Annotated in this window: 26 protein-coding genes; 11 read left to right on the forward strand and 15 right to left on the reverse strand. The window is 72.3% G+C overall.

The window, feature by feature from the left end:
- Window positions 1-21: 21 nt before the first annotated feature.
- The gene (locus EDD93_RS14970; RefSeq protein WP_123525618.1) at window positions 22-1317 is read right to left on the reverse strand and encodes an MFS transporter; all 1296 of its coding nucleotides are present in this window, start codon (window positions 1315-1317) and stop codon (window positions 22-24) included.
- Window positions 1318-1409: 92 nt separating this feature from the next.
- Here EDD93_RS14970 and EDD93_RS14975 point away from each other — a divergent pair, with 92 nt between their 5' ends.
- On the forward strand, window positions 1410-2393 hold the full coding sequence (locus tag EDD93_RS14975) for a helix-turn-helix transcriptional regulator (protein ID WP_123525619.1): 984 nt from the start codon (window positions 1410-1412) through the stop codon (window positions 2391-2393).
- Between the two features lie 144 nt (window positions 2394-2537).
- A complete protein-coding gene (locus EDD93_RS14980) occupies window positions 2538-3398 on the forward strand; it encodes a Bax inhibitor-1/YccA family protein (RefSeq protein WP_123525620.1) in 861 nt (286 codons plus the stop codon).
- Between the two features lie 91 nt (window positions 3399-3489).
- On the opposite strand, the gene EDD93_RS14985 is transcribed toward EDD93_RS14980, so the two are convergent.
- A complete protein-coding gene (locus EDD93_RS14985) occupies window positions 3490-3717 on the reverse strand; it encodes a DUF4287 domain-containing protein (protein ID WP_123527779.1) in 228 nt (75 codons plus the stop codon).
- A 102-nt stretch (window positions 3718-3819) separates the two neighbouring features.
- Here EDD93_RS14985 and EDD93_RS14990 point away from each other — a divergent pair, with 102 nt between their 5' ends.
- A complete protein-coding gene (locus EDD93_RS14990; protein WP_123525621.1) occupies window positions 3820-4137 on the forward strand; it encodes a hypothetical protein in 318 nt (105 codons plus the stop codon).
- A gap of 81 nt (window positions 4138-4218) precedes the next feature.
- Here the strand turns inward: EDD93_RS14990 and EDD93_RS14995 are convergent, their stop codons facing one another.
- From EDD93_RS14995 to EDD93_RS15005, 3 genes are all read right to left on the reverse strand, one after another.
- Window positions 4219-5064 (reverse strand): hypothetical protein, encoded by an 846-nt coding sequence (locus EDD93_RS14995; RefSeq protein ID WP_260255740.1) that lies wholly within the window; start codon window positions 5062-5064, stop codon window positions 4219-4221.
- Window positions 5065-5340: 276 nt separating this feature from the next.
- Window positions 5341-6561: an acetyl-CoA C-acetyltransferase gene (locus tag EDD93_RS15000; protein WP_073738500.1), complete on the reverse strand. Its 1221-nt coding sequence runs from the start codon at window positions 6559-6561 to the stop codon at window positions 5341-5343.
- 122 nt (window positions 6562-6683) lie between these two features.
- A complete protein-coding gene (locus tag EDD93_RS15005) occupies window positions 6684-7793 on the reverse strand; it encodes an SGNH/GDSL hydrolase family protein (RefSeq protein ID WP_123525623.1) in 1110 nt (369 codons plus the stop codon).
- Between the two features lie 209 nt (window positions 7794-8002).
- On the opposite strand from EDD93_RS15005, the gene EDD93_RS15010 reads away from it, so the two are divergent.
- Window positions 8003-9412, forward strand: coding sequence for a cystathionine beta-synthase (locus tag EDD93_RS15010; protein ID WP_123525624.1), 1410 nt, complete (start codon window positions 8003-8005; stop codon window positions 9410-9412).
- 327 nt (window positions 9413-9739) lie between these two features.
- Here the strand turns inward: EDD93_RS15010 and EDD93_RS15015 are convergent, their stop codons facing one another.
- A complete protein-coding gene (locus EDD93_RS15015; protein ID WP_123525625.1) occupies window positions 9740-10570 on the reverse strand; it encodes a helix-turn-helix transcriptional regulator in 831 nt (276 codons plus the stop codon).
- 148 nt (window positions 10571-10718) lie between these two features.
- Here EDD93_RS15015 and EDD93_RS15020 point away from each other — a divergent pair, with 148 nt between their 5' ends.
- On the forward strand, window positions 10719-11480 hold the full coding sequence (locus EDD93_RS15020; RefSeq protein WP_123525626.1) for an SDR family oxidoreductase: 762 nt from the start codon (window positions 10719-10721) through the stop codon (window positions 11478-11480).
- A gap of 22 nt (window positions 11481-11502) precedes the next feature.
- Here the strand turns inward: EDD93_RS15020 and EDD93_RS15025 are convergent, their stop codons facing one another.
- The 3 genes from EDD93_RS15025 to EDD93_RS15035 all read right to left on the reverse strand — a co-directional run bounded on the left by EDD93_RS15025 (window position 11503) and on the right by EDD93_RS15035 (window position 12727).
- Window positions 11503-11928, reverse strand: coding sequence for a hypothetical protein (locus tag EDD93_RS15025; protein WP_123525627.1), 426 nt, complete (start codon window positions 11926-11928; stop codon window positions 11503-11505).
- A gap of 89 nt (window positions 11929-12017) precedes the next feature.
- Window positions 12018-12347 carry a YrdB family protein gene (locus tag EDD93_RS15030; protein WP_123525628.1) on the reverse strand — a complete coding sequence of 110 codons (330 nt, stop codon included), beginning with the start codon at window positions 12345-12347 and terminating at the stop codon, window positions 12018-12020.
- Window positions 12344-12727: a hypothetical protein gene (locus EDD93_RS15035; RefSeq protein WP_185092322.1), complete on the reverse strand. Its 384-nt coding sequence runs from the start codon at window positions 12725-12727 to the stop codon at window positions 12344-12346. The genes EDD93_RS15030 and EDD93_RS15035 overlap by 4 nt, the downstream gene beginning before the upstream one ends.
- Window positions 12728-12786: 59 nt before the next feature.
- Between EDD93_RS15035 and EDD93_RS15040 the strand changes: the two genes are divergently transcribed.
- Window positions 12787-13233, forward strand: coding sequence for a MarR family winged helix-turn-helix transcriptional regulator (locus EDD93_RS15040; protein WP_260255741.1), 447 nt, complete (start codon window positions 12787-12789; stop codon window positions 13231-13233).
- Window positions 13234-13276: 43 nt separating this feature from the next.
- On the opposite strand, the gene EDD93_RS15045 is transcribed toward EDD93_RS15040, so the two are convergent.
- Both EDD93_RS15045 and EDD93_RS15055 read right to left on the reverse strand, forming a co-directional pair.
- Window positions 13277-14233, reverse strand: a complete 957-nt coding sequence (locus tag EDD93_RS15045) for an IS481 family transposase (protein ID WP_123523424.1) — start codon at window positions 14231-14233, stop codon at window positions 13277-13279.
- A gap of 385 nt (window positions 14234-14618) precedes the next feature.
- Window positions 14619-15542 carry an immunity 49 family protein gene (locus EDD93_RS15055; RefSeq protein ID WP_260255742.1) on the reverse strand — a complete coding sequence of 308 codons (924 nt, stop codon included), beginning with the start codon at window positions 15540-15542 and terminating at the stop codon, window positions 14619-14621.
- A 368-nt stretch (window positions 15543-15910) separates the two neighbouring features.
- Here EDD93_RS15055 and EDD93_RS15060 point away from each other — a divergent pair, with 368 nt between their 5' ends.
- Entirely contained in the window at window positions 15911-16756 is an 846-nt protein-coding gene (locus EDD93_RS15060; protein ID WP_123525630.1) for a MurR/RpiR family transcriptional regulator, read from the forward strand.
- A 70-nt stretch (window positions 16757-16826) separates the two neighbouring features.
- On the opposite strand, the gene EDD93_RS15065 is transcribed toward EDD93_RS15060, so the two are convergent.
- From EDD93_RS15065 to EDD93_RS15080, 4 genes are all read right to left on the reverse strand, one after another.
- Window positions 16827-17201 (reverse strand): hypothetical protein, encoded by a 375-nt coding sequence (locus EDD93_RS15065; protein ID WP_123525631.1) that lies wholly within the window; start codon window positions 17199-17201, stop codon window positions 16827-16829.
- A 70-nt stretch (window positions 17202-17271) separates the two neighbouring features.
- Window positions 17272-17745 (reverse strand): roadblock/LC7 domain-containing protein, encoded by a 474-nt coding sequence (locus EDD93_RS15070; protein WP_123525632.1) that lies wholly within the window; start codon window positions 17743-17745, stop codon window positions 17272-17274.
- A gap of 38 nt (window positions 17746-17783) precedes the next feature.
- Window positions 17784-18581 (reverse strand): transcriptional regulator, encoded by a 798-nt coding sequence (locus EDD93_RS15075; RefSeq protein WP_123525633.1) that lies wholly within the window; start codon window positions 18579-18581, stop codon window positions 17784-17786.
- On the reverse strand, window positions 18578-19000 hold the full coding sequence (locus EDD93_RS15080; RefSeq protein ID WP_123525634.1) for a hypothetical protein: 423 nt from the start codon (window positions 18998-19000) through the stop codon (window positions 18578-18580). The genes EDD93_RS15075 and EDD93_RS15080 overlap by 4 nt, the downstream gene beginning before the upstream one ends.
- A 299-nt stretch (window positions 19001-19299) precedes the next feature.
- On the opposite strand from EDD93_RS15080, the gene hutU reads away from it, so the two are divergent.
- The 4 genes from hutU to hutI are packed head-to-tail and all read left to right on the forward strand — an operon-like array spanning window position 19300 to window position 24852.
- Window positions 19300-20961, forward strand: coding sequence for a urocanate hydratase (gene hutU / locus EDD93_RS15085; protein ID WP_123525635.1), 1662 nt, complete (start codon window positions 19300-19302; stop codon window positions 20959-20961).
- A gap of 41 nt (window positions 20962-21002) precedes the next feature.
- Window positions 21003-22214: an allantoate amidohydrolase gene (locus EDD93_RS15090; protein ID WP_123527781.1), complete on the forward strand. Its 1212-nt coding sequence runs from the start codon at window positions 21003-21005 to the stop codon at window positions 22212-22214.
- Window positions 22211-23614: a formimidoylglutamate deiminase gene (locus EDD93_RS15095; protein WP_123527782.1), complete on the forward strand. Its 1404-nt coding sequence runs from the start codon at window positions 22211-22213 to the stop codon at window positions 23612-23614. Before EDD93_RS15090 ends, EDD93_RS15095 begins: the two co-directional genes overlap by 4 nt.
- Before the next feature lie 50 nt (window positions 23615-23664).
- Window positions 23665-24852, forward strand: coding sequence for an imidazolonepropionase (gene hutI / locus EDD93_RS15100; RefSeq protein WP_123525636.1), 1188 nt, complete (start codon window positions 23665-23667; stop codon window positions 24850-24852).
- Window positions 24853-24928: the final 76 nt, after the last annotated feature.

The raw sequence follows: 24928 nt of genomic DNA on the forward strand, positions 1-24928 counted from the left end.
GACTACGCCGCGCGCCCCTGCCTACGCCGCGCCCCGCGCCCCCGGAGCAGGAGTCGGACCCGGCCCCGAGGCCGCAGCCGCAGCGGGAACCGGCCCTGCGGCGTGGGGCAGGCGGCGTACGGCGCGGGAGGCCAGGGGGAGCGTGGCCGCGGCCGCCGAGATCACCCCGGCGGCCGCCGCGACGCGGAACGCGCCGTACGCCTGGGCCAGCGGGCCGACGCACAGCTGGCCGGCCGGGATCGCGATGTACGAGAGCAGCTCGTCGTACGAAGCGACGCGCGAGAGCACCTGTGGCGGAACGTGCTCCTGCATCGAGGTGTCCCAGGCGACGGCCGTGACGGCGGAGCCCAGCCCCGCGACGAACGCGGCGGCCAGCAGCCACGGGATGTGCAGACGGGCGCCCAGGGCGAGCAGCGGGAGCGCGGCGAGGGCGCTCGTCAGCTGTCCGAGGCGGAGCAGGTGCCGTACGACCAGCCGGTACATCAGCAGGCCGGACACCAGCAGCCCGATGCCACGGGCGCTGAGCACCAGGCCCCAGGCCGCCTCACCGCTGAGCTGCCGGGTGAGCTGGGGGCCCAGGATCTGCCAGGTGCCGGTCAGGGCCAGATTCATCAGGCAGAACGACAGCGTGCCGATCCACACCCAGCGGATCGCGCGGAACTCGGTCCACCCGTCGCGGATGTCGGCGGCCAGGGTGGTCGTCCGCCGGGGTGCGTCCGGGGCGCCGGCGAACGTGAGCCGCGCGAGGAAACCCGCCGCCAGCAGGTAGGTGAACGCGTCGAAGGCGATGGCCGGGCCGCTGCCCGCCGCCACGACGAGCACACCGGCCAGGCTCGGCCCGAGGATCTTCGTGGCGTTGCGGGCCGTGCCCAGCAGGGAGTTCGCCTGCTTGAGCCGGGCCCGGTCGACCAGCTGCGGCAGGACCCCGCGCAGGGCCGGGGCCGTGAACGCGCCCAGCGCGCCGTTCAGGAACTCCAGCACGGCCACCGGGGCCGGCGCGTAGTGGCCGGTCAGCAGGAGCGCCGCGACCCCGCCCTGGGTGAGCGCCGCGCCCAGATGGACGGCGACCAGTACGTTGCGGCGCGAGGCGCGGTCGGCCACCGCCCCGCCCACCAGGAGCAGCGCCAGCAGCGGCAGCATGCGGGCGGCCAGCACGAAGCCGAGGTCCCCGGTGCTGCCGGAGGCGTCCAGGACCGCGAAGGCCAGCGCGACCGGGGCCATCGAGCTGCCGAGCAGCGACACCAGCCGCCCGGCGTAGAACGCGCGGAACCCCGGCTGCCGGAGAAGGGACGGAGTGGCGGACGGAGTAGCGGACAAAGGGGGCGGCGGAGGCGCGGGAGGTGGGTGCACCGGCAGGATTCTGCGGAGACGGCCCCGGTGCGCGCTAACGTTTCGGCAGGAGGCGAAAGATGGTGATGCTGCGGCTGAGCTCGATGGCCCTGTCCCGGTCCAGGTTCGCGCTGTCGCCGCTGGCCGAGACGCTGGGGTCGATGAGCGTGCTGGTCAAGCCGTGCTCCGATCCGTGGCTCGGTCCCTGGTACGGCCGGCACCGCGCCGCCTTCCTCGCCGTCCTCGACGCCGATTCCTTCGCCAGGGGCCTGGTCGAGCTGATCTCCTCGACCAAGTACCTCCCCGGCTACATCACCCTGCCGCCGTCCGGCGGGATGCGTACCGCCCTGGACGACGAGCTGGCCCCCGTCGCCGCCGCCTCCGACGCGGCCGTGCGCGCCGACCTCGAAGCAGCGGTGGCGCACAGCTGGAAGCGGCACGACCTGGGGTGGCTGACCGGGCACGGCTGGGGAGCCCGTACGGCCGGTCTGTTCCGGTACACGTGGGAGGCGCACATCCTCGCGGACTGGCCGCGCCGCCGGGCGCTGCTGGAGCGGGACGTCAGCCACCGGGCGGGACTGCTGGCCGCCTACGGCTGGCCCCGCGCCCTCCAGCAGATGAACCGCCGGAGCGCCTGGGTCGGCGCGGACGCGATCCGCTTCAGCCACCAGCCGGGACCGGACCGTGTCGTCGGCGAGGACGGAATGCTGTTCGTGCCGGTCTGTGTGACGAGCGGCACCTGGCTCGCCGAGGAACCCCCCGCCCGGTACGCCCTGGTCTATCCGGCGCGCGGGTCCGCCGCCGAAGCCACCGGCGGACCCAGGCCCGCCCGCGCGCTGGAGCGGCTGATCGGCACCGGCCGCGCCGCCGTGCTCCACGAACTGGAACGTCCCGCCACCAGCACCGAACTCGCCCGCCACTTCGGCCAGTCGCTCGGCACTGTCGGCGGGCATCTGGCGGTCCTGCGCGACGCGGGCCTGGTCACGGGCACGAGGGTCGGCCGGCGGGTCGTCTACCGGCGTACCGGGGCCGGCGACGCCCTCGCCGGGGACGCACCTGCCTGACGGCTGCCGCGGCGGCCAACGGAATCAGTGTGACCGCCGCGACAGTACGGGCGCCGAAAGATCCTCCCCTGGCACTAGGGAGTTTGTTTTGCCTACCCATTACTCTTGTTCCAAGGCCGCGCTGGGTGGCCATGGAGGAGTGAGATGAGGAGCAGCAACCCGGTCTTCTCGCGACGGGGCTTCAGCCGCGACAACGGTTACGCGAACGTCAACGCGGCACCGCAGGCCGGGGCCCCCGTAGCGGGTGCCAACCCGTACGCCACCAACCCCTATGCCCAGCCGGACGCCCAGTACGGCGCCCCGCAGGCGCCGGCGCGTTCCGGTGTGATGACGATCGACGATGTCGTCACCCGTACGGCGCTGACGCTGGGCACGGTCGTGGCGGGTGCCGCGGTCGCCTGGGCCCTGCTCCCGGTCGACGAGGCGAACCTCAACAAGTCGTACGGCATCGCGATCGGCGCCGCGCTGATCGCCTTCGTGCTGTCGCTCGTCCAGTCCTTCAAGCGCAAGCCGGTTCCCGCGCTGATCATCGCGTACGCGGCCTTCGAGGGTGTCTTCCTCGGGGTCATCTCCAGCGCGGTGAGCACGTACATCTCACCGGGTGTCGTGATGCAGGCGGTGATGGGCACCATGTGTGTCTTCGCCGGTGTGCTGTTCGCGTACAAGATGCGCTGGATCCGCGTCACCCGCCGGTTCTACGGCTTCGTGATGGCCGCCGCCATGGGCTTCATGCTCCTGATGGTGGTCAACCTGCTGTTCGCAGCCTTCGGTGGCGGTGACGGCCTCGGCTTCCGCAGCGGTGGCCTCGGCATCCTCTTTGGTGTCGTCGGCATCATCCTCGGCGCCTGCTTCCTGGCCCTGGACTTCAAGCAGGTCGAGGACGGCGTCGCGTTCGGCGCTCCCCGCGAGGAGTCCTGGCTGGCGGCCTTCGGCCTCACCATGACCCTGGTGTGGATCTACCTGGAGATGCTGCGTCTGCTCTCGATCCTGAGCGGCGACGACTAGGACGGCTGAACACCGGTCGGCAGAACGGCCCGCAGGCTCCTTCGCAGGAGCCTGCGGGCCGTTTCCGTGCTTCCGCGGGGACGGGGCGGGGCTACAGGAGCTTGCGGGCTGCTCTTCGCAGGTCGTACTCGTGGATGAGCGCCTTCGCGTGCCCGTAGGCGAGGTCGTGCTCGCTCCGCAGCCAGCTGACCTTCTCCTCGAAGCGGAGAGCGGGGCCGTCCTCGACGGTGCGGAGCCAGTCGGAGATCTCACGACCGGTGCAGTGCGGGATTCTGGCGAGCAGATTGCGGTGGGTCTCTTCGGACAGGACTTGGGACATGGCGCCTCCGACGCGTTGTGCGCGGTACTGGTCCTTCCCGACACCGTGCCTGAGGGCCGGGCCGTTGGCAACCATCCGGGCGGGGGCGCGTAGGGTCGCGGGGTGCTCGATACGACGCCCCTGATCATCGCCGTGGACCGATTCGCCGACCGGCTGCGTGCCGCCCCGCAGAGCAGACTGCAGCGGGGAGCGGCGGCCGAGGGACTGGCCGTGGCCAGGCAGTTGGCGGTGCGGGCCCAGCGCGTCGAGGCGCCGGACCGGGAGCCGAGGACCATGCCGGACGCCGGGCTCTTCGCGATCGGTGACCAACTCGCGGTCGCGGGGCGGGATCTGGCCGTGGCACTGGAAACGGCCCCGTCGGCTGAGCTGGACGAGGCCGTGCGATTCGTCGAGGAAGCGACCGTCCGGGCCTTCGCCTAGGCGGTACGCGCGCGGCAGCGGCCGGCGAGGGCCGCTGTGCCGTGGGGGCGTGGGGGAGGGGCCGGACGACCGGTCCGCGGGCTAGAAGCTCGCGATGACGCGGTCGGCCAGTATGTACACGTTCTCCCGGCCGCACGAGAACGTCAGCGCGTACGCACCGGAGACGCCGGAGCCGCCCAGCAGCACCGGGTGCTCACCGGACCGCAGGGACTCGGCCAGCCGCTCCGCCGTCTCGCGGTGGCCGGGCGTCATGCAGAGCGTGGTGCCGTCGGCGAAGACGTAGACGTCGAGCGTGCCGAGCGGGCCGGGTCGCACGTCGGAGAGTTCCGTACGGCTGTCGGCCAGCTCCTCCAGGCGGTTCACCGTGCGCTCGTGGTCGGTGACGACGGGTGTCTGCACCGGCACGAAGTCGGGGTGCGAGGGGTGGCGGCGACGGGCCGCGGCCAGCTCGGGGGAGTCCTCCGCGAACTCCGCGATCTCCGGGAGCTCGGTGATGTCGGCGAGCTCGGCCAGTTCCGTCAGCTCCTCCAGCGCCTCGGTGGCGTCGAGGTCCATCGCCTCCAGGCCGGCGAAATCGGCCTGGCGCGGCATGAAGAACGGGGCGTCCTCGCCGACCCCGGCCAGCCCGCCCAGCAGGGACGGGGCATCGGCGGCGTCGCGCGCTTCCTGCGTGGCCCAGAAGGCCCGCGCCTCGGCGAGTTCGCGTTCCCGCTCCTCGGCCAGCGCCTCGGCCACCGCCGCGCGTATCTCCGCGGCAGGTGTGGCGTCGTTACGGCTCTGGGCGGGGACCGTGGCGGCCTGGGCGCGGCCGTCGGCCAGCTCCCTTCGAAGGGCCGATACCTGCTTACGCAGCCCGTGAGCGGCGTGCAGAGCAGCAGCGCCCACGGCCGTGGCAGCGGCGGTGGTCAGCAACAGGGCAAGAGGCATGGCGCTCACTGACTTACTCCCGATTTCAATCGATCCCCCGACTTCCTACATCAGCTTGGCCTCTACCGGCACCATGTGTCAGTGCATTACGTCACGAATTGGACAGGTCTTTGTGCCCGGGGTTTAACCCTGATGCTGGTGTGACCTGCGGGAATGACTCTCCCCCAGGAGATAGGTCACATCCTGGGGGAGATTCGGTCACGGTCGGGGCTCGGAACCGGCCACCGGGCCCGCCCCGAGGGCCTCGGGACGGGGCGCGGAGGGGCCGGTTCCGGCTCAGCTCAGGCGCTCGATGACCATCGCCATGCCCTGGCCGCCGCCCACGCACATCGTCTCCAGGCCGAACTGCTTGTCGTGGAACTGGAGGCTGTTGATCAGCGTGCCGGTGATCCGCGCGCCGGTCATGCCGAAGGGGTGGCCCACCGCGATGGCGCCGCCGTTGACGTTGACCTTGTCCAGCGGCAGGCCGAGGTCCCGGTAGGACGGGATCACCTGGGCGGCGAAGGCCTCGTTGATCTCGGCCAGGTCGATGTCGCCGACGCTCAGCCCGGCGCGCTTCAGCGCCTGCTTGCTCGCCTCGACGGGTCCGTAGCCCATGATCTCGGGGGAGAGGCCACTGACGCCGGTGGAGACGATCCGGGCCAGCGGGGTCAGGCCCAGCTCGCGCGCCTTGGTGTCGGACATGATCACGAGCGCCGCGGCGCCGTCGTTGAGCGGGCAGCAGTTGCCCGCGGTGACCAGGCCGTCGGGGCGGAAGACCGGCTTCAGGCCCTGCACGCCCTCCAGGGTGACGCCCGCACGCGGACCGTCGTCCTTGGCGACCACGGTGCCGTCAGGCGTCGTCACCGGGGTGATCTCGCGCTCCCAGAAGCCGTTCTTGAGGGCTTCCTCGGCGAGGTTCTGCGACCGGACGCCGAACTCGTCCATGTCCTGGCGGGTGACCCCCTTGGTCCGGGCCAGGTTCTCCGCGGTCTGCCCCATCGAGATGTACGCGTCCGGCACCAGGCCGTCCTCGCGCGGGTCGTGCCAGCTCGCACCGGACTCCTCGGCGCGGGCCGCGGTGCGGGCCTCGGCGTCCGCGAACAGCGGGTTGTGGGTGTCCGGCCAGCTGTCGGAGTTGCCCTTGGCGAACCGGGACACCATCTCGACGCCGGCCGAGATGAAGACGTCGCCCTCGCCGGCCTTGATGGCGTGCAGCGCCATGCGGCTGGTCTGCAGGGACGAGGAGCAGTAGCGGGTGACCGTACAGCCGGGAAGGTGGTCCATCCCCATCTGTACGGCGATGATGCGGCCCAGGTTGTTGCCCTGCTCGCCGCCGGGCAGGCCGCAGCCGAGCATCAGGTCGTCGATGTCCCTGGGGTCCAGCTCGGGGACCTTGGCCAGTGCGGTCTGGATGATCGTGGCGGTCAGGTCGTCCGCCCGCAGGTCCTTCAGCGAGCCCTTGAAGGCCCGGCCGATGGGGGAACGGGCAGCAGAGACGATCACGGCTTCGGGCATCACGCGGCTCCATGAGGGCTGGAAGGCTGGCTGGCGGACTGCTCTGGAAGTTACCCGGACGTACTGCTGAGGTCACCCGGACCGGCATGTGATGCGGGCCTCTTTTCTAAGCGACCGCTCAGTCAGCCGGCGGCCGGGGTGCCCGTGTCGGTGCCCGGACGCCGCTCCACCCGGGTGGAGCCACCCTGCTCCCGGTGTTCCCCCTGTTCTCCCTGCTCCCCGTGGCCGCCGTGACGCGGATGACGGTGCCGGTGCGGATGGGGGTGCGGATGCGGCTCCGTGGCCGCGGGCAGGCGCCGCCGCCTGCGGTGCTTGAGGAGTGCCCAGGGCGCGCGGGCCCCGGTGACCTCCGTACCGGCCTCCCTGGCCGCCTGGGAGGCCGCCTTGGCCACCGGCAGCATGTCCTCGCGCCGGGCGCCGTCCAGATGGTCGGACTCCGGCCACAGCCCCAGCACCGCGCAGAGCGTCGGCAGCACCGCCATCGCCGCGGTCGCGTACCCCTCGGCCGAGGGGTGGTAGTTGTCCGGTCCGAACAGCTCCCGCGGGTTCGCCTCGAACTCCGGGCCCAGCAGGTCGCCCAACGACACCGTGCGCCCGCCCTGCTCCACCGAACCGATCGTCTGCGCCGCCGCCAGCTGGCGGCTCACCCGCCGGGCCAGCCACCGCAGCGGCTGGTACACCGGCTCGATCGTGCCCAGGTCCGGGCAGGTGCCGACCACCACCTCGGCGCCCGCCGTCCGCAGCCTGCGCACCGCCGTGGTCAGACAGCGCACCGACTGGGTCGCGGGCATCCGGTGCGTCACATCGTTCGCCCCGATCATGATCACGCAGACGTCCGGGGCCCCGGACGGGTCCGCGAGCAGCAGCGAGACCTGCCGCTCCAGATCGTCCGACCTGGCCCCCGGCTGCGCGACATTGCGCAGGTCCACCGGCCGCTCCGAGACCGCCGCCAGCCCCGAGGCCAGCAGCGCGCCCGGGGTCTGTCCGGCCCGCCGCACGCCCTGCCCGGCCGCCGTGGAATCCCCCAGCAGCCCCAGCCGCAGCGGGTCCGACGGCCCGGCGAACGCCACCCCGTACCGCCCGTCCGCGCTCGGCGGGACCGGGGCGACCCCGCCGCCCACCAGCCGCTTCGCCAGCTGGACCTCCGCCAGCAGGACGCCTACCGCCGCGGCGCCCAGCAGTCCGACGCTGCCGCCGCCGTAGGCCGCGCCCGCCGCGATCCGCCGTGCCACCCTCGCTCTCGACACAGTCCGGTCCACCTCCTCGTTGCCTTCACGCCCCGTCCGCGGCGGCCGGCGGTGTCGCGGGCCGTCGCGGTGAGGTCGTCACCGCCGTACACAGAGCTAACTGCCCCCAAGAGGGCGTCGTTCAATCGCTTCGCCCAATCCGGTCCCCGTGCGCATACTCTTGCCGCACCATCACGGAGACCCCGGAGTACACGGTGCAATTCCACGATTCGATGATCAGCCTCGTTGGCAACACCCCGCTGGTGAGGCTGCGCAGTGTGACGGCCGGCATCCAGGCGACGGTCCTGGCCAAGGTCGAGTACTTCAACCCCGGCGGCTCGGTCAAGGACCGGATCGCCCTTCGCATGATCGAGGCCGCCGAACAGAGCGGTGAGCTGCTGCCCGGCGGCACGATCGTCGAGCCGACGAGCGGCAACACGGGCGTGGGCCTGGCGATCGTCGCGCAGCAGAAGGGCTACAAGTGCATCTTCGTCTGCCCGGACAAGGTGTCCACGGACAAGATCAACGTGCTGCGCGCCTACGGCGCCGAGGTCGTCGTCTGCCCGACGGCGGTCGACCCCGAACACCCGGACTCCTACTACAACGTCTCCGACCGGCTGGTCCGTGAGACGCCCGGAGCGTGGAAGCCCGACCAGTACTCCAACCCGAACAACCCGCGCTCCCACTACGAGACCACCGGTCCCGAACTGTGGGAGCAGACGGACGGGAAGATCACCCATTTCGTGGCGGGCGTCGGCACCGGCGGGACGATCAGCGGCACCGGCCGCTATCTGAAGGACGTCAGCGAGGGCGCCGTCAGGATCATCGGCGCGGACCCGGAGGGCTCGGTCTACTCGGGCGGCTCGGGGCGGCCGTATCTGGTCGAGGGCGTCGGCGAGGACTTCTGGCCGACGGCGTACGACCGTGCGGTCACCGACGAGATCGTCGCCGTGTCCGACAAGGACTCCTTCCAGATGACCCGCCGGCTCGCCAAGGAGGAGGGCCTGCTGGTCGGCGGCTCCTGCGGGATGGCGGTCGTGGGCGCCCTGGAGGTCGCGAAGCAGCTGGGCCCGGACGACGTGGTCGTCGTCCTGCTCCCGGACAGCGGGCGCGGCTACCTGAGCAAGATCTTCAACGACGAGTGGATGGCGGACTACGGCTTCCTGGAGAACACCGGTCCCTCCGCACGCGTCGCGGACGTCCTCGACTACAAGGAGGGCCCGATCCCGACGCTCGTCCACATGCACCCGGAGGAGACCGTCGGCGAGGCGATCGACGTCCTGCGCGAGTACGGCGTCTCGCAGATGCCGATCGTGAAGCCGGGCGCCGGCCACCCGGACGTGATGGCCGCCGAGGTCATCGGCTCGGTGGTCGAGCGCGAGCTGCTGAACGCGCTCTTCGCCCAGCGCGCCTCGCTCTCCGACCCGCTGGAGAAGCACATGTCGTCGCCGCTGCCGCAGGTCGGCTCCGGCGAACCGGTCGAGGACCTGATGGCGGTGCTCGGCGGCGCCGGCGCGGCGGACGCGGCGATTGTGCTGGTCGAGGGCAAGCCCAAGGGCGTGGTCAGCAGGCAGGACCTGCTGGCGTTCCTCGCCAAGGACGCGGCGGCGGTCACCAAGCCGTAGCCACCCGGACGAGCCGTGGCCACCCGGACCGGCCCGAACCGGACCGGACCGGGGGCTTCGCGAAAACGGTACGAGCGCGACACGTACCCGCAGCACCGGCTTAACACGGGTCGGGCAGATTGATGGGTGTCGGCAGGGAAACCCGCCGGCACCGAAACGGCGACACGGACTACGGAGCGGCTCCCGGACCTCCACTGTCGTCAGGATGCGCGACCGGCCCTGACCCGGACCGCGTCCTTCGCGGGGACCGCCGTCGTCCCGCCCTCCGGGCAACCGGGGGTGCGGCGGTCCCCGCGACATACCTGTGCGCGGGCCCCCGACGGCCGCTCAGCCGGCCGGTGCGACGGCCCCCGCCGTCAGCAGCGCGAGGCGCTCCGCCGACTCCGTACCCGGCTCCGGGGTGTAGACCACGAGGCACTGATCGGGATCCCCGGGCACGTCGAGCGTCTCGTACGGGAGCGTCAGCGCGCCTGCGGCCGGGTGGTCGATCCGCTTGACGCCGTACGCCTTCGCCTTCACCTGGTGGTCCGCCCACAGCCGGCGGAAGTCCTCGCTGCTCATCGACAACTCGCCCACCAGTGCCGCCAGTTGCTTGTCGTGCGGGTGGAGGCCCGCGTCCAGGCGCAGGTGGGCGACCGTCTCCGTGGCCACGGCCGCCCAGTCCGGGTAGAACGCGCGGGCACCGGGGTCCAGGAACACCTGGCGCGGGACGTTGCGCGCGTCCGGGGCGAGCTCCGAGAAGCCGAGGACGGCGTCCGCCGCCGCGTTCCACGCGAGTACGTCCATCCGGCGGCCCAGGACGAACGCCGGTGCCCCGCCCAGGGTGTCCAGCAGCAGCCGCAGCCCCGGCCGCACCCGCTGGGCGGCCGCCGGGGCGGCCGTGCGCGGCTTCGGGCGGGCCACCGTGCGCAGATGGGCGTGTTCCGTCTCGTCCAGCCCGAGTACCCGGGCCACCGCGTCCAGCACGGCGTCCGAGACGCTCGGGCCGCGCCCCTGTTCCAGCCGGATGTAGTAGTCCACGCTCACCCCCGCGAGCTGCGCCACCTCCTCGCGCCGCAGGCCCGGAACGCGCCTGCGGCCGTACGAGTTCAGCCCGACGTCACCGGGCTGTATGCGGGCACGTCGTGAGCGGAGGAAGTCTCCGAGGTCGCCGTCCATGCCGCGATGGTAGAAGACCCCGGCCGCCGCCCAGCCTGGTACTGGCGGACCCAGGAAAGACGCATCCCTGGGTAACGGCCTTCCGCGGCGGCAGAGTCGTTCCCGAGCCGGGGAGACGCCCCGGCCCGCAGAACCAGGGAGTACGGACATGTCGTACGGGACACTCGCAGGCCGCACCGCAGTCGTCACCGGAGCCGCCAGCGGCATGGGCGAGGCCACCGCCCGGCTGCTCGCCGCCCAGGGGGTCAGGGTGGCGCTGCTGGCCCGCCGGGGGGAGCGGCTGGCGGAGCTGGCCGGCAGGATCACCGCCGACGGCGGCCAGGCACTCGCCGTCGTCGCCGACGTCACCGACCAGGCGTCCGTGGACGCCGCCGCCGAGCGGGTGCACGCCGGGTTCGGCCGGGTGGACCTGGTGGTCAACGCCGCCGGAGTGATGCTGCCCAACCCGGTGGACGAGGGCCGTACCGACGAGTGGCAGCGGATGCTGGACACCAACGTGTCGGGCGTCCTGCGCATCATCCGGGCCTTCACCGCGGACCTGGTGGCGGCCGCCGCCGAGGGCCGGACCGCCGACCTGGTCAACATCTCCTCGATCGGCGCGCACATCACGTTCCCCAACTACGCGGTGTACGGCGCGACGAAGGCCGCGCTCACCTACCTCTCGGCCTCGCTGCGCACCGAACTCGGCCCGCGCGACGTCCGCGTCACGAACATCGAGCCGGGCCTCACCGACTCGGAACTGGCGGGGCACGTCGACAACGCGGCGCTCAGCGGCGAGCTCGACGGCATGTTCGACGCGCTCGGCGGCCTCTCCAGCGACGAGATCGCCGACCTCATCGCGTACACGACCAGCCGCGCCCGCCACATCAACCTGCGCCAGCTGGTCGTGCTGCCGACCCGTCAGGCGTGAGGCCCCGCCCGGGTGGCGTCGTTCAGTCCTCCCAGTCGGACTTCTGGCGCTCGTCCTCCCGGCGCCGGAAGAGGCGCCCTCCGCGGGCGGCCTGGAAGGCGTTGACGCCGACGATCCCGAGCCAGGCCACGACCAGCCCCTGGATGCCCGCGTTCGCCACCCCGATGGCGGACAGCGGGATGGCCAGGACCAGCGAGACGATCGCGAATCCGTACTGCTCGGCGAAGTGCCCGGGAGCACGCTCCGGCGGGCGTGCCCCCCTGGCGACGACGATCTGCTGCTCCGCGAGATGACGCCTGACCCGCCGGTCGAGCGTGCCGTCGAGCCGCTGCTCGACCTTCTCCAGAAACGACTCGACGAGCGCGGACTCGTACTCGGTGCCCAGCTCGCTGCGGGCCTGAAGGGTGGCGTCGAGCTCCTTCTTGAGCTCCGTGTCGGGTGCGTCCATGGTCCTACGTTACGAAGCCGGGGCGGCCGGGTCAGTGGGGCTAACCCCCCTGTTTCACACGGCGGACGGGCGCCGGGACCGCGCCGCCCTCACTGGCGCCAGGCCACCGCGAGGCCCTTGCTGAGCGCCATGACGCCGGCGAGGACCAGGGCCGCAACGACGTAGCCGGCCAGCGCCAGGGCCACGGCACCCGCACCGAACCAGCAGGCCTCGAAGGCCACCCGTATCGCGCCGTGCACCTTGTGGGGTGCGTCCGGCGCCCCGAACAGCCACCACAGCGCGATCATCACGACCGGTCCGCCGATGCCCGCGAGCAGCCGCAGCGTCCACCCCGTGCCGAGAGTGAAACCCCAGGTGCCCACGGATGCGATGACGGCGAGCTCCGACAGGAAGACGACCAGCAGGTTGACCGACTTCATGCCGCCTCCCCCGGGACGGGCGCGCCGGTGCGGCGCACCAGGAACCAGGCGGTGCCGAGGTGGGTGGCCGCCGCGAGCGTCCCGCCGACCGCCATGCCGGTGACCCCCCGGCTGACGCCGATGCACGCGTCGCCCAGCTGCGCCGCCCCGGCCACCGCCAGGACCGGTACCAGCGCGCGGTGTTCCCGCTTCAGCAGGTACACCAGCGCGGCGGCGAGCGGGACCGCGCGGACCGCGTACGCCTCGGCGTACACCTGGAGCCCGGCCGTCGGACCGGTGCCGGCCGGCAGCAGGAGCGTGGGGCGTGCCACCGCGATCACGGCCGCGACCGCCGAGCCCGCCGCCATGGCCACGTTGATTCCGGCCAGTGAGCGTCGCATTTCGTCACCTCGTGAATCATTAACACTCTGAATGATTTGCTGATGATACGGTGCCGAACGTGAAGGATGTCAAGCAGGAAACGCTCACCGGCACCACGGCCTTCCGGCTCGGCACGCTCGGCGCGATCACCGCCGAACTGTTCGCCGAGCGGCTCGCCGTCCACGAGCTGAAGCCCAAGCACGCCGGGCTGCTCGCTCTGCTGGCCAGTGGCGCGGCGGCCTCGCAGCAGGACATCGCCCGCACGATGCGGGTGACGCCGAGCCTGGTGGTCGGCCTCGCCGATCACCTGGAGGAGCTGGGCGCGGTCGGCCGGGAGCGCGACCCCGCCGACCGCCGCCGCCAGATCCTCACCCTCACCGACCGGGGCCGCGAACTGCTCGCCCTCTGTACGCAGACGGCGGACGCCATCGACGAGGAGCTGACGGCCGGGCTCGACGACACCTTCCGCGCGAACCTGCGCCAGACCCTCGCCGTACTGGCCGCGCGGGCGGGGCTGCCCGGATAGCCGGATAGCCGGATAGCCGGATAGCCGGACAGCCGGACAGGCCTTAGGTGTATTGACCCGCAGCGTTGTTGACACGGCTGATCGGGGGCTGGCCTCCGAGGGCGGTGTGGCAGCGGTGGTGGTTGTAGGTGTGGAGGAAGTCTGCCAGGGCGGCTGTTCGCTCGTCGTTGGAGGTGTAGGGCCGCAGGTAGGCCCACTCGTCGGCGAGGGTGCGGTTGAAGCGTTCGACTTTGCCGTTGGTCTGTGGTCGGTAGGGGCGGGTGAGTTTGCCGGTCGCGCCGATGTCGCCCAAGGCCTGTTTCCAGGCCAGCCCCTTGCGGTAGGCCCAGGCGTTGTCCGTCAGCACGCGTTCGATCCGGGTGATGCCCAGGTCGGCGAAGAACGCGGCGGCCCGGGTCAGGAAGGCTGCGCAGGTCGCGACCCTCTCGTCGCCATGGATTTCCGTGTAGGCGAGGCGGGAGTGGTCGTCGACCGCGGAGTGGAGGTAGTCGAAGCCCATGTTGCTGCGGGTGGCGCGGCCGGCCTGGCGGCCCAGGACCTTGTGGCCGCCGCCGTCGGGTATCCGGCCCAGTTTCTTGACGTCGACGTGGACGAGCTCACCGGGACGCTCGCGTTCGTAGCGGCGGATCACCGAGCCGGTTGGCCGGTCCATCCAGGCGAGGCGGTTCAGTCCGTGACGGGTCAGGATCCGGTGGACGGTTGAGGCGGGAAGGCCGAGGACCGGGCCGATCCGTGCGGGTCCGAGTTTGCGGGACCGGCGCAGGTCGCAGACGCGGGCCTCGATCGCGGCCGGAGTGCGGTGCGGTGTCGTCCCTGGCCTGCTGGAGCGGTCGGCCAGGCCCGCCTCGCCCTCGGCCCGCCACCGCCGCACCCACTTATGGGCGGTCGCCCTCGAGATGCCCATCTCGGCAGCGACATGGGCGACGGGACGGCCGGACGTGACTCGTTCGACCAGCAGACGCCTCCCGAAGACCGTCAGCCGGGCATTACGGTGGGACACGAAGACCTCCGTGTGGTGTGTTCCTAGACAGCTCCACCACACCGGAGGTCTTCGCCTTTGATCAAGACCCCCGTGTCAACAACGCTCGTGATCAATACACTTAGGGCCGGCGGCGCAGCATGTTCATGATGGTCATCGTCAGCACCGTCTCGCCGTGCTGGTTGAGCACCTCCACACCGGTGTGCACCAGCCCGCGGTCGGGCTTGGAGCGCGAGACGCGGGCCCCGGTGACCGTGGCCCGGACCGACGTGCGTCCGCCCTGTCCAGGGTCGTGATTGCCGTCAGTCTCCGAGGCTCGCGAGGCACTCAGGGCAAAGTGAGTGTGGGCGAGACGTTCGTGACTGCGGGCCGCACCAGGCCGGCGTCGGCGCGGGCCGCCGGCCGTTTACTGCTGCGCGACGCTCACCAGCGTTTCAGGCAGATAGGCGGACCGGGTGCCCAACTCCCAGCCGTGCGCCTGACAGGCGAGGCTGGCCAGCGTGGCGGCCCCCACGGGCAGCAGGCTCCTGGCCGCCGGGTCGGATCCGACGCTCTCGCGATGCGCCACGAGTCGTTCCTGAAGGGCCTGCTCGAACGCGGCCTGGTCGTCGTCGAGCAGGACGCGCAACAGCCGCTGGTCCGGCGTCAGCGTCCCGGCCGTATCGAACTGCTCGGCCGTACGCGCCCTCTCGGCGGTGTCCGGCTTACCGAGCGGCACCGGGCCGGCGAGTACGCCGGGATAGTGCCCCTGGACGACGGTCAGGTAGCCGCACAACGCGTCCATCTCTGCGATGTCGGCCGGGTCGGACACCGACCTCCGCTTCGAGTACGGAACGCCGTCACCGATGGCGGGTGCATAGTCCTCGCGCAGCAGAGGGCCAATGACCCGGTTCCGATCCCATATCAGTCCGCTGATCACGCACCATGCGAACGCTTCCGTCCACGTCCGCGCCGAGGTCACCGGGTTGGTCGGCTCCCCCGTCTCCTCGTAGTCCAGCTCCTCGCTGCTGAGCGTCTCCATCACGAGCGGGAGGGATACCGAAAAGTCACCGTCGGGAAAGCATGCGAGGCTCAGCACGCCCATGGCGCACTCAGCGGCTGTGATCAGTGCGGTGCGCGAGTCGGGCGTACGCAGGGCGGGGTCAGGCACAGTACGCGCGGCGACGTGGTCGGCCAACTCCTCGCCGAGTTCCCTGAGCCCGCGGCGCAGCGGCATGTCGCCGTAGCGCATGTCGTGCCACCGGCCGAAGGCCCGACCCCACATGTCCTCAAGGGCCTGCTCGATCCGCTGTTCGGCGACTGCGTGACGTGTCACTTCCTTGATCGTCATGCCCGCCATCCTGGCAGTGCCCACCGGCAGTGCGGTCCCACGCGCCTCCCCAGCCACGTATCGCGCCAGCCAGCCGGCCGGTCGTCATTCACAGATAACGGCGCAGGCCAGTGACGTACTCGCTCTGCTTCACTGCGAGAGGTCACCGTGTTCGGCGAGGCTCTGTGGACGGGAACTGGACGGGAATGGGACGGAGACCAAACGAAAACTGGACGGGGAGGCGGACAGGAATACGCGAACCGTAGTGGACCGCCGCGTCCGCAGGGGTGGCCGACGACGCATCTGCATATGGACATGCAGACGCCTTGCTGGCTGAATGGATTCGTCGGTGCCGGACCGCGCCGCGACGGATCTACCGAGGGGACAGGATGAGCGGGAGCAGCCCGGCCGCCAGGTTGCAGCAGCTGTTCGAGGGGCGCAGGCTCACCCCCACCCAGCGGCGCATCGCGCACTCGATGGTGCGCAGGGCCGGGGACGCGCCGTTCCTGTCCAGCGTCGAACTGGCCGAACTGGCCGGAGTGAGCCAGCCCTCCGTCACCCGGTTCGCCGTGGCGCTGGGCTTCGACGGCTACCCCGCGCTGCGCAGACACCTGCGCGAGGTCTCCCCGTCCGGGTCCGCCGCGGGAGACGGGGACGACACGTACAACGAGTACCAGCAGGCGGTGCTCGGCGAGATCGAGAACCTGCGTCACCTCGCGGAGCTGCTCGCGGACCCGGGCCCCGTCGAGCGGGCCGGGCGACTGCTCGCCGCCTCGCGCCCGCTGCCCGTGCTCGGGCTGCGCGCCGCATCCTCGCAGGCCCGGGGCTTCGGGTACTTCGCCGCCAAGGTCCACCCCGATGTCCGGGTGCTCGACGAGGGCGGCAGCATGCTGCACGACCGGATCGACGCCGCCCGCCGGGCCGGGGCCACCGCACTGATCTGCTTCGCGCTGCCGCGCCACCCCCGGGAGGTCGTGGACGCGCTCGCGTACGCGCGGGAGCAGGGGCTGACCGTGGTGTCGGTCGCGGACTCCGCGTTCGCCCCGGTGGCCGCCCACAGCGATCTGCTGATCCCGGCCGCCGTCGGGACCGGGCTCGCCTTCGACACGGCGTGCGCGCCGATGCTGCTCGGGCGGGTGCTCCTGGAGTCGATGTGCGACGCCCTGCCGGACGCACAGGCGCGCCTGGAGGAGTTCGACGCGAGGGCGGCGGCGCGGAGCCTCTTCGTGGAGTGACGGCGGCCGGGGCCGGTGAGGACGCAACCCCGCACCCAGTGGGCGCGGGGCTCCGTCGGCCGGCCGGTCCTCAGACCTCCAGCTCCGCCTCGATCCTCTTCAGCTGATGGCGGGCCATGGCCAGGTTGGCGCGGCTGGAGTCCAGCACCAGGTAGAGGAACAGGCCGTTGTTGCCACGGGTCCTGAGCAGCCGGATCAGGTGGTACTGGGTGCCCAGGGTGATCAGGATGTCCTCGATCTCGTCCTGGATGCCCAGGTGTTCCATGGTGCGGAGCTTGGCCCGTACGACGTCGGTGTTGCCCGCCGCCGCGACCTCCAGGTTGAACTCCTTGCCGCCGCCGAGGGTGCCCAGCGCCATGCCGCTCGTGTAGTCGACGAGGGCGACACCGGTGGTGCCCTCGATGGACGTCATCGCTTCCTTCAGTGACGCTTCGGTGTTCGCCATGAGTGCTTGTTTCCTTTCCCTGACCGGCCGCGACGGCCGGTTCCGTTTCCTGGGTGCGAGAGCTGGGGGGTCATGTCGAGCGGTGGGGCAGCGGACCGGGCTGCTGCGGGGGGCGCGGCGCGGGTGAGCGCGCGCCGGGAGCGGGCTGCTGCGGGGTGCGTTCCAGCGCGTCGTCGACGAGACGGCCGATCCTGGCACCGGCACGGCGGCCCTCCAGATGGAGCCTGCCGACGTTGATCCGGTCCTCGGCCAGCAGGGTCAGGACGGCCGACGACCCTGCGGCGTACGCCGCGATGTAGCCCGTCTCGCCCCGGACGAGGAGTTCCCGGAAGCCGCCCCGGCCGGTCGCCTCCGTCATCCGGATCGAGACGCCGAGCGCGGCCGCGGTCAGTGCGGCGACGCCCTCGGCCTCCACCCCCGGGGTGTCATGGGCGAGAACGAGGCCGTCGGTGCTGGCCGCGAGGGCGCCGGCGAGAAGCGGTACCCGCGCCCGCAGCCGCTGGAGTTCGGCCAGGACGTCACGCACTTCGGCCTCGGGCACCATCAGCTGTCTCCTCCCGGCACGCTGTCTGAGCGCGCGTATCACAGGGCCTCCAATGCGTCTCGGAGCCGGCGCAACAGGGCGACGTCGGGGTCGGCCGTGACCTCGGGCAGCTCGATCCGGGGGCTCGCGGAGGCGGCCGGACCCGTCGGCTGCGGGCCGGCCGCCTCCACCAGTCCGGAGGCGGCCAGCCGGCGCAGGTCGACCAGGGTGTGGAACGCCGAGCGGCCCAGCTCCTGGGCGATGTCCGTCGCGGTGCGCACCCCGTCCACCTGCTCCAGCACCCGCTGCTGGCGCGGCGGCACGGGGGCGTCGACCGGGCGGCCGGTCCGTAACAGCGGGGCGCTGTCGCCCGCCGCCTCGGGCCAGATCCGGTCCAGCAGCTCCCGGCGCCGCAGCGTCTCGCGCTGCACGGCGTGCACGGGCACCGGGCGGACCGGGCCGATCCAGTGGGCGACCCCGTAACGGAAGCGGGCCGGGGTCCGGGTCGGGGCGAGGGCGAAGAACGCCGCGTCGTACAACGCCCCCAGGTGGCACAGCTCCAGCGCGCCGCCCGCCACCCGGCCGCTGTCCACGAGGTAGCGGCCCACCCGCCGGTGGGCGCCCGCCTGGGCGACCGCGTCCCACCAGCCGTCGCGGTGCAGCGCGCCGCCCCGGGTGAGCAGGACGTCGATCCCGGGCGTGGCCGGGCTCTCGGCGTGCACCACCTCGCCGTCCGCGAGGTAGAGGGTGCCCCGGTCGCGCATCAGGGCGCCGGTGGCCCGTTCGGCCGCGAGGCGCTGAAGCATCGGCGAGAGCGCGGCGGCGGGGGAGGGGGCGGGCGCGGGGGCGGTCGTCATGCCAGGACCAGCCGCTCGGCCATCTCGCCCAGCCGTATCCGGGCCAGGGCGAGATTCCCCTCCGCCCGGTCCAGCCACAGGTGGAGGAAGACGCTGCTGTCGAAGTCCGTCTCGACGAACCGGAGGATGTGGTACCCGGCCCGGGTGGTGACGATGACGTCCTCGACCGGCGACTCGGTACCCGTGACTCCCGTGCCGTCGGCCGTGGCCGGCGGCCGGGGCGCGCCGGAGGCGAAGGCGGGCTGTTCGGCCGCCATCCGGGCCACCTCGGCCGTTTCGGCGGCGGTGGCCTCGTGATCGCCGTTGGGCGAGTCGCCGATGGTGCCGAGGGCGAGACCGCTGGTCCAGTCGACCACGGCGGCACCACGGGCACCGGGCAGTCTCATCACATCGAGCAGGCACTCGTCGATTCCGGGCACGCGGACTCCCTTCCGACGCTGCGTGCGGCTGTGACCCAGAGGTTACGCAACGTGCTCAGGCCTGGTGGAGGTTCTGGCATTTTCCACAGGTACATGCAGGTGGCCGGTGGAAAATGCCCCGCCGCACACCGGACGGAGACCCTCCGGACGCCGGATACGGGCCTCCGGGCGCCGGGTCCGGGTCCCTGGGGCGCGGGGCGGCGGGGCCCGCGAAGACCGGCCGCGTCCCGCTGTTGACTGGAGCTATTCAGCCGATCAATATGTGAATAGAAAATTCACAGTCGCGAGGAGGCATTGCCATGTCAGGACCCCGCCCCGTACGGGCACCGCGCGGTACCGAGCTGAGCGCCCTGGGATGGCAGCAGGAAGCCGCGCTGCGGATGCTGCAGAACAACCTGGACCCCGAGGTCGCCGAGCACCCCGACAAGCTCGTCGTCTACGGCGGCACGGGCAAGGCGGCCCGCGACTGGCGCTCGTTCGACGCGATGGTGCGCACGCTGCGGACGCTCAAACAGGACGAGACGATGCTCGTGCAGTCCGGGCGGCCGGTCGGCGTCATGCAGACGCACGAGTGGGCTCCGCGCGTGCTCATCGCCAACTCCAACCTGGTGGGCGACTGGGCGAACTGGGAGGAGTTTCGCCGCCTGGAGGCGCTCGGGCTCACCATGTACGGCCAGATGACCGCCGGATCGTGGATCTACATCGGCACCCAGGGCATCCTTCAGGGCACCTACGAGACCTTCGCCGCGGTCGCCGCCAAGAAGTTCGGCGGCACGCTGGCCGGGACGATCACGCTGACCGCCGGACTCGGCGGCATGGGAGGCGCCCAGCCGCTCGCCGTCACGATGAACGACGGCGTCGCGATCTGTATCGACGTGGACCCGCGCGCCATCGAGCGCCGCATCGAGCACCGCTTCCTGGACGTGCGCGCCGACTCGCTGGAGCACGCGCTGCAGCTCGCCGTCGAGGCGCGGGACGCCCGCAAGCCGCTCTCCATCGGCCTGCTCGGCAACGCCGCGGAGCTGCTGCCCCGGATGCTCGCGGAGGGCGCCCCGGTCGACATCGTCACCGACCAGACCAGCGCGCACGACCCCCTCGCCTACCTGCCGGCCGGGGTCGACTTCGACGACATGGCCCACTACGCCGCCGAGAAGCCCGCCGACTTCACCGTGCGCGCCCGTGAGTCGATGGCGAAGCACGTCGAGGCGATGGTCGGCTTCATGGACGCGGGCGCCGAGGTCTTCGACTACGGCAACTCGATCCGGGGCGAGGCCCAGCTCGCGGGCTACGGGCGGGCCTTCGACTTCCCGGGCTTCGTGCCCGCGTACATCCGGCCGCTCTTCTGCGAGGGCAAGGGCCCGTTCCGCTGGGCCGCGCTGTCCGGCGAGGCCTCCGACATCCGCAAGACCGACAAGGCGCTGCTCGAACTCTTCCCGGAGAACGAGTCGCTGCACCGCTGGATCAAGATGGCCGGCGAGCGCGTCCAGTTCCAGGGGCTGCCCGCCCGCATCTGCTGGCTCGGCTACGGCGAGCGGGACCGGGCCGGCGAGCGGTTCAACGACATGGTGGCGAGCGGTGAGCTGGCCGCGCCGCTGGCCATCGGCCGCGACCACCTGGACTGCGGCTCGGTGGCCTCCCCGTACCGGGAGACCGAGGCGATGCTCGACGGCTCCGACGCGATCGCGGACTGGCCGCTGCTGAACGCGATGGTGAACGTGGCGTCCGGCGCCTCCTGGGTCTCCATCCACCACGGCGGCGGCGTGGGCATGGGCCGCTCCATCCACGCGGGCCAGGTGTCGGTGGCCGACGGTACGAAGCTGGCCGGCGAGAAGATCCGGCGGGTGCTGACGAACGACCCGGGCATGGGCGTCATCCGGCACGTGGACGCGGGGTACGACATCGCGGATTCGGTCGCCTCGGACAAGGGCGTGCGGGTGCCGATGCGGGAGGGCGAGGCGTGACGGCCACGGGCGGACCTCGGCCCACCCTGTCCTTCCAGGACATGTGGCGGGAGCTCGCTCCGATCGGACGGCACCCGGACAGCGGCGGCTACCGCCGTTACGCCTGGACCGCCGCCGACACCGACTGCCGCGCGTGGTTCCGGGCGCAGGCCGAGGCCCGCGGGCTGGCCCTGGAGACCGACCGCAACGGCAACCAGTGGGCCTGGCTCGGCGACCCGCTGGCCGGGGACGCCGTCGTCACCGGCTCGCACCTCGACTCGGTACCGGACGGCGGCGCCTTCGACGGACCCCTCGGCGTCGTCTCCTCCTTCGCCGCGCTCGATGAACTCCGCGACAGGGGTGTGGAGTTCACCCGGCCGCTGGCCATCACCAACTTCGGTGACGAGGAGGGCGCCCGGTTCGGCCTCGCCTGCGTCGGCTCCCGGCTCGCCGCCGGACAGCTGACCGTCGAGGCCGCGCACCGGCTCCGGGACGGGGACGGCGTCACACTCCCGCAGGCCATGGAGGCGGCCGGACACGACCCCGACGCCATCGGCCCCGACCCCGAACGGCTCGCCCGTATCGGCGCGTTCGTCGAACTCCACGTCGAGCAGGGCCGCGCCCTGGACCTCACCGGTGACCCCGTCGGCATCGCCTCCGCGATCTGGCCGCACGGCCGCTGGCGGTTCGACTTCCGGGGCGAGGCCAACCACGCGGGCACCACCCGGCTCGCCGACCGGCGCGACCCGATGCTCACGTACGCCGAGACGGTGCTCGCCGCCCGCCGGGAGGCGGAGCTGGCCGGCGCCCTCGCCACCTTCGGCAAGATCGCCGTCGAGCCGAACGGCGTCAACGCCATCCCCTCCCTCGTGCGCGGCTGGCTCGACTCCCGGGCCGCCGACCAGGACACCCTGGACACCGTCGTCACCGGGATCGAACGGGCGGCCCGGGAACACGCCGAACGGGCCGGAATCGATCTCGACGTCGTACGGGAGTCCTTCACGCCCGTGGTGGAGTTCCAGCACGCCCTGCGCGACGAACTGGGCACGATCCTGAAGGGCGCCGCCCGGGGCAACGGCGGCGCCGCCCCCGTGCTCGGCACCGGAGCGGGACACGATGCGGGTATTTTGTCCGCTTCGGCCCCTACCGCCATGCTGTTCGTCCGCAACCCCACCGGGATCTCGCACTCGCCGGCCGAGTACGCCGCCGAGGACGACTGCGTGGCCGGGGTGATCGCACTCGCCGATGTACTGGAAGGTCTCGCGTGCCGATGACGACGGAGTCCACGACGCAGCCCACTGCGCAGCCGACGGGCCGGCCCGTCACCGCGACGTACTGGCTCTCGCACGCCTGGCTCGGCACGCATGTCGAGCCGGGCGTGGTCCTGGAGGTGTCCGACGGCCTGATCGCCGGGGTGCGGACGGGAGTCGACTCCCCGCCGCCCGGCGCCACCGTGCTGCGCGGCCTCACCCTGCCCGGTCTCGCCAACACCCACTCGCACGCCTTCCACCGCGCCCTGCGCTCGACCGTCCAGGTCGGCTCCGGCACCTTCTGGACCTGGCGCGAGACCATGTACCAGGTAGCGGCCCGGCTCACCCCCGAGACGTACTACGAACTGGCCCGCGCGGTGTACGCCGAAATGGCGCTGGCAGGCATCACCGCGGTCGGTGAATTCCACTATCTGCACCACGCGCCCGGCGGCACCCCCTACAGCGACCCGAACGCGATGGGCGTGGCCCTGATCGAGGCCGCGCGCGAGGCGGGCATCCGAATCACCTTGCTGGACACCGCCTACCTCGCCGCCGGGTTCGGCCGCCGCCCCTCCCAGTACCTGAAGCCGGACCGGCACCAACTGCGCTTCTCCGACACCACCGCCGATGCCTGGGCCGAGCGCGCCTCCCTCCTCAAGGGCGACGAACACGCCCTGATCGGGGCGGCCGTCCACTCCGTGCGCGCCGTGCCCGCCGACCAGCTCGCCACCGTCGCGGCCTGGGCCCAGGAGAGGCGGGCGCCCCTCCATGTCCACCTCTCCGAGCAGACCGCGGAGAACGACGCCTGCCTCGCCGCCCACGGCCGCACCCCCACCCGGCTCCTCGCCGACCACGGGGTGCTCGGCCCGCGCACCACCGGCGTGCACAACACCCACCTCACCGACGAGGACATCGCGCTGATCGGCTCCACGGCCACCGGCACCTGCATGTGCCCGACCACCGAACGCGACCTCGCCGACGGCATCGGCCCCGCCGTCGCCCTCCAGCGCGCCGGCTCCCCGCTCTCGCTCGGCAGCGACAGTCATGCCGTGATCGACCTCTTCGAGGAGGCCCGCGCGATGGAACTCAACGAACGGCTGCGCACCCGGACCCGCGGCCACTGGACCGCGGCCGCGCTGCTGCGGGCCGCCTCCGCCGACGGCCACGCCGCCCTCGGCCGGCCCGAGGCGGGCATCCTCGAACCGGGCGCGCCCGCAGATCTGGCGACCGTCGCCCTGGACTCCGTCAGAACAGCGGGGCCGGTGCCGAGGCTGGCTGCCGAGACGGCCGTATTCGCCGCCTCCGCGGCCGATGTGCGCCATACGGTGGTCGCCGGCCGTCACATCGTGCGCGACGGACACCACACGCTGGTCGACGACGTACCCGGAGCGCTCGCGAAAGCCGTCGCGGCCCTGCACCACTGAGCAGCGCGGCGCGCAGCACCCCGCCCCCACGCAAGGAGAGCAGCCCCCCGATGACGACGACCGCCCTCACCCACATCTCCGCACTGGTCACCAACGACCCCTCCCTCGGTGACGGTTCCCCCCTCGGACTGATCCAGGACGCGGCCGTCGTCATCGAGGGCGACCGGGTCGTCTGGACCGGTGAATCCAGCAAAGCACCCGCCACTGACAACGCCGTCGACGCGGCCGGCCGGGCCGTGATCCCCGGCTTCGTCGACTCCCACTCGCACCTCCTCTTCGCGGGCGACCGGACCCAGGAGTTCAACGCCCGGATGTCAGGGCGGGCCTACAGCGCGGGCGGCATCCGCACCACCGTCGCCGCCACCCGCGCCGCCACCGACGAGGAACTCGACGCCAACGTCGCCCGCTACCTCGCCGAGGCGCTGCGCCAGGGCACCACGACCTTCGAGACCAAGTCCGGCTACGGCCTCACCGTCGAGGACGAGGCCCGCGCCCTGCGCATCGCGGCCCGCCACACCGACGAGGTCACCTTCCTGGGCGCCCACATCGTCTCCCCGGACTACGCCGACGACCCGGCCGGCTACGTCGACCTGGTCACCGGCCCGATGCTCGACGCCTGCGCTCCGTACGCCCGCTGGATCGACGTCTTCTGCGAGCGGGGCGCCTTCGACGGCGACCAGGCCCGAGCCGTCCTCACCGCCGGCCGCGCCAAGGGCCTGCACCCCCGCGTCCACGCCAACCAGCTCGGCCACGGACCGGGTGTCCAGCTCGCGGTGGAACTCGACGCGGCCTCCGCCGACCACTGCACCCACCTCACCGACGCGGACATCGACGCCCTGGCCCAGTCCGCCACCGTCGCCACGCTGCTGCCCGGCGCCGAGTTCTCCACCCGCGCCGCCTGGCCCGACGCGCGCCGCATCCTCGACGCGGGCGCCACCGTCGCCCTCTCCACGGACTGCAACCCGGGCTCCTCGTTCACCTCGTCCATGCCGTTCTGCGTCGCGCTCGCCGTGCGCGACATGGGCATGACCCCCGACGAGGCCCTCTGGTCGGCCACCGCGGGCGGTGCCGCGGCCCTGCGGCGTACCGACATCGGGCGCATCGTCCCCGGGGCCCGCGCGGACCTGGTGGTGCTGGACGCGCCCAGCCACGTCCACCTCGCCTACCGGCCCGGCGTGCCGCTGGTGCACCAGGTCTGGCGGCGCGGCGAGCGCACCGGCCCGCGCCACGCCGGCTGATACGGGCTCAGCAACGCGGAAGGACCTGCCCCTTGACCGGGGCAGGTCCTTTGTCCGGCAGTCCTCACGGGCGCGC

It is taken from the genome of Streptomyces sp. 840.1, assembly GCF_003751445.1.
Taxonomy (GTDB): domain Bacteria; phylum Actinomycetota; class Actinomycetes; order Streptomycetales; family Streptomycetaceae; genus Streptomyces.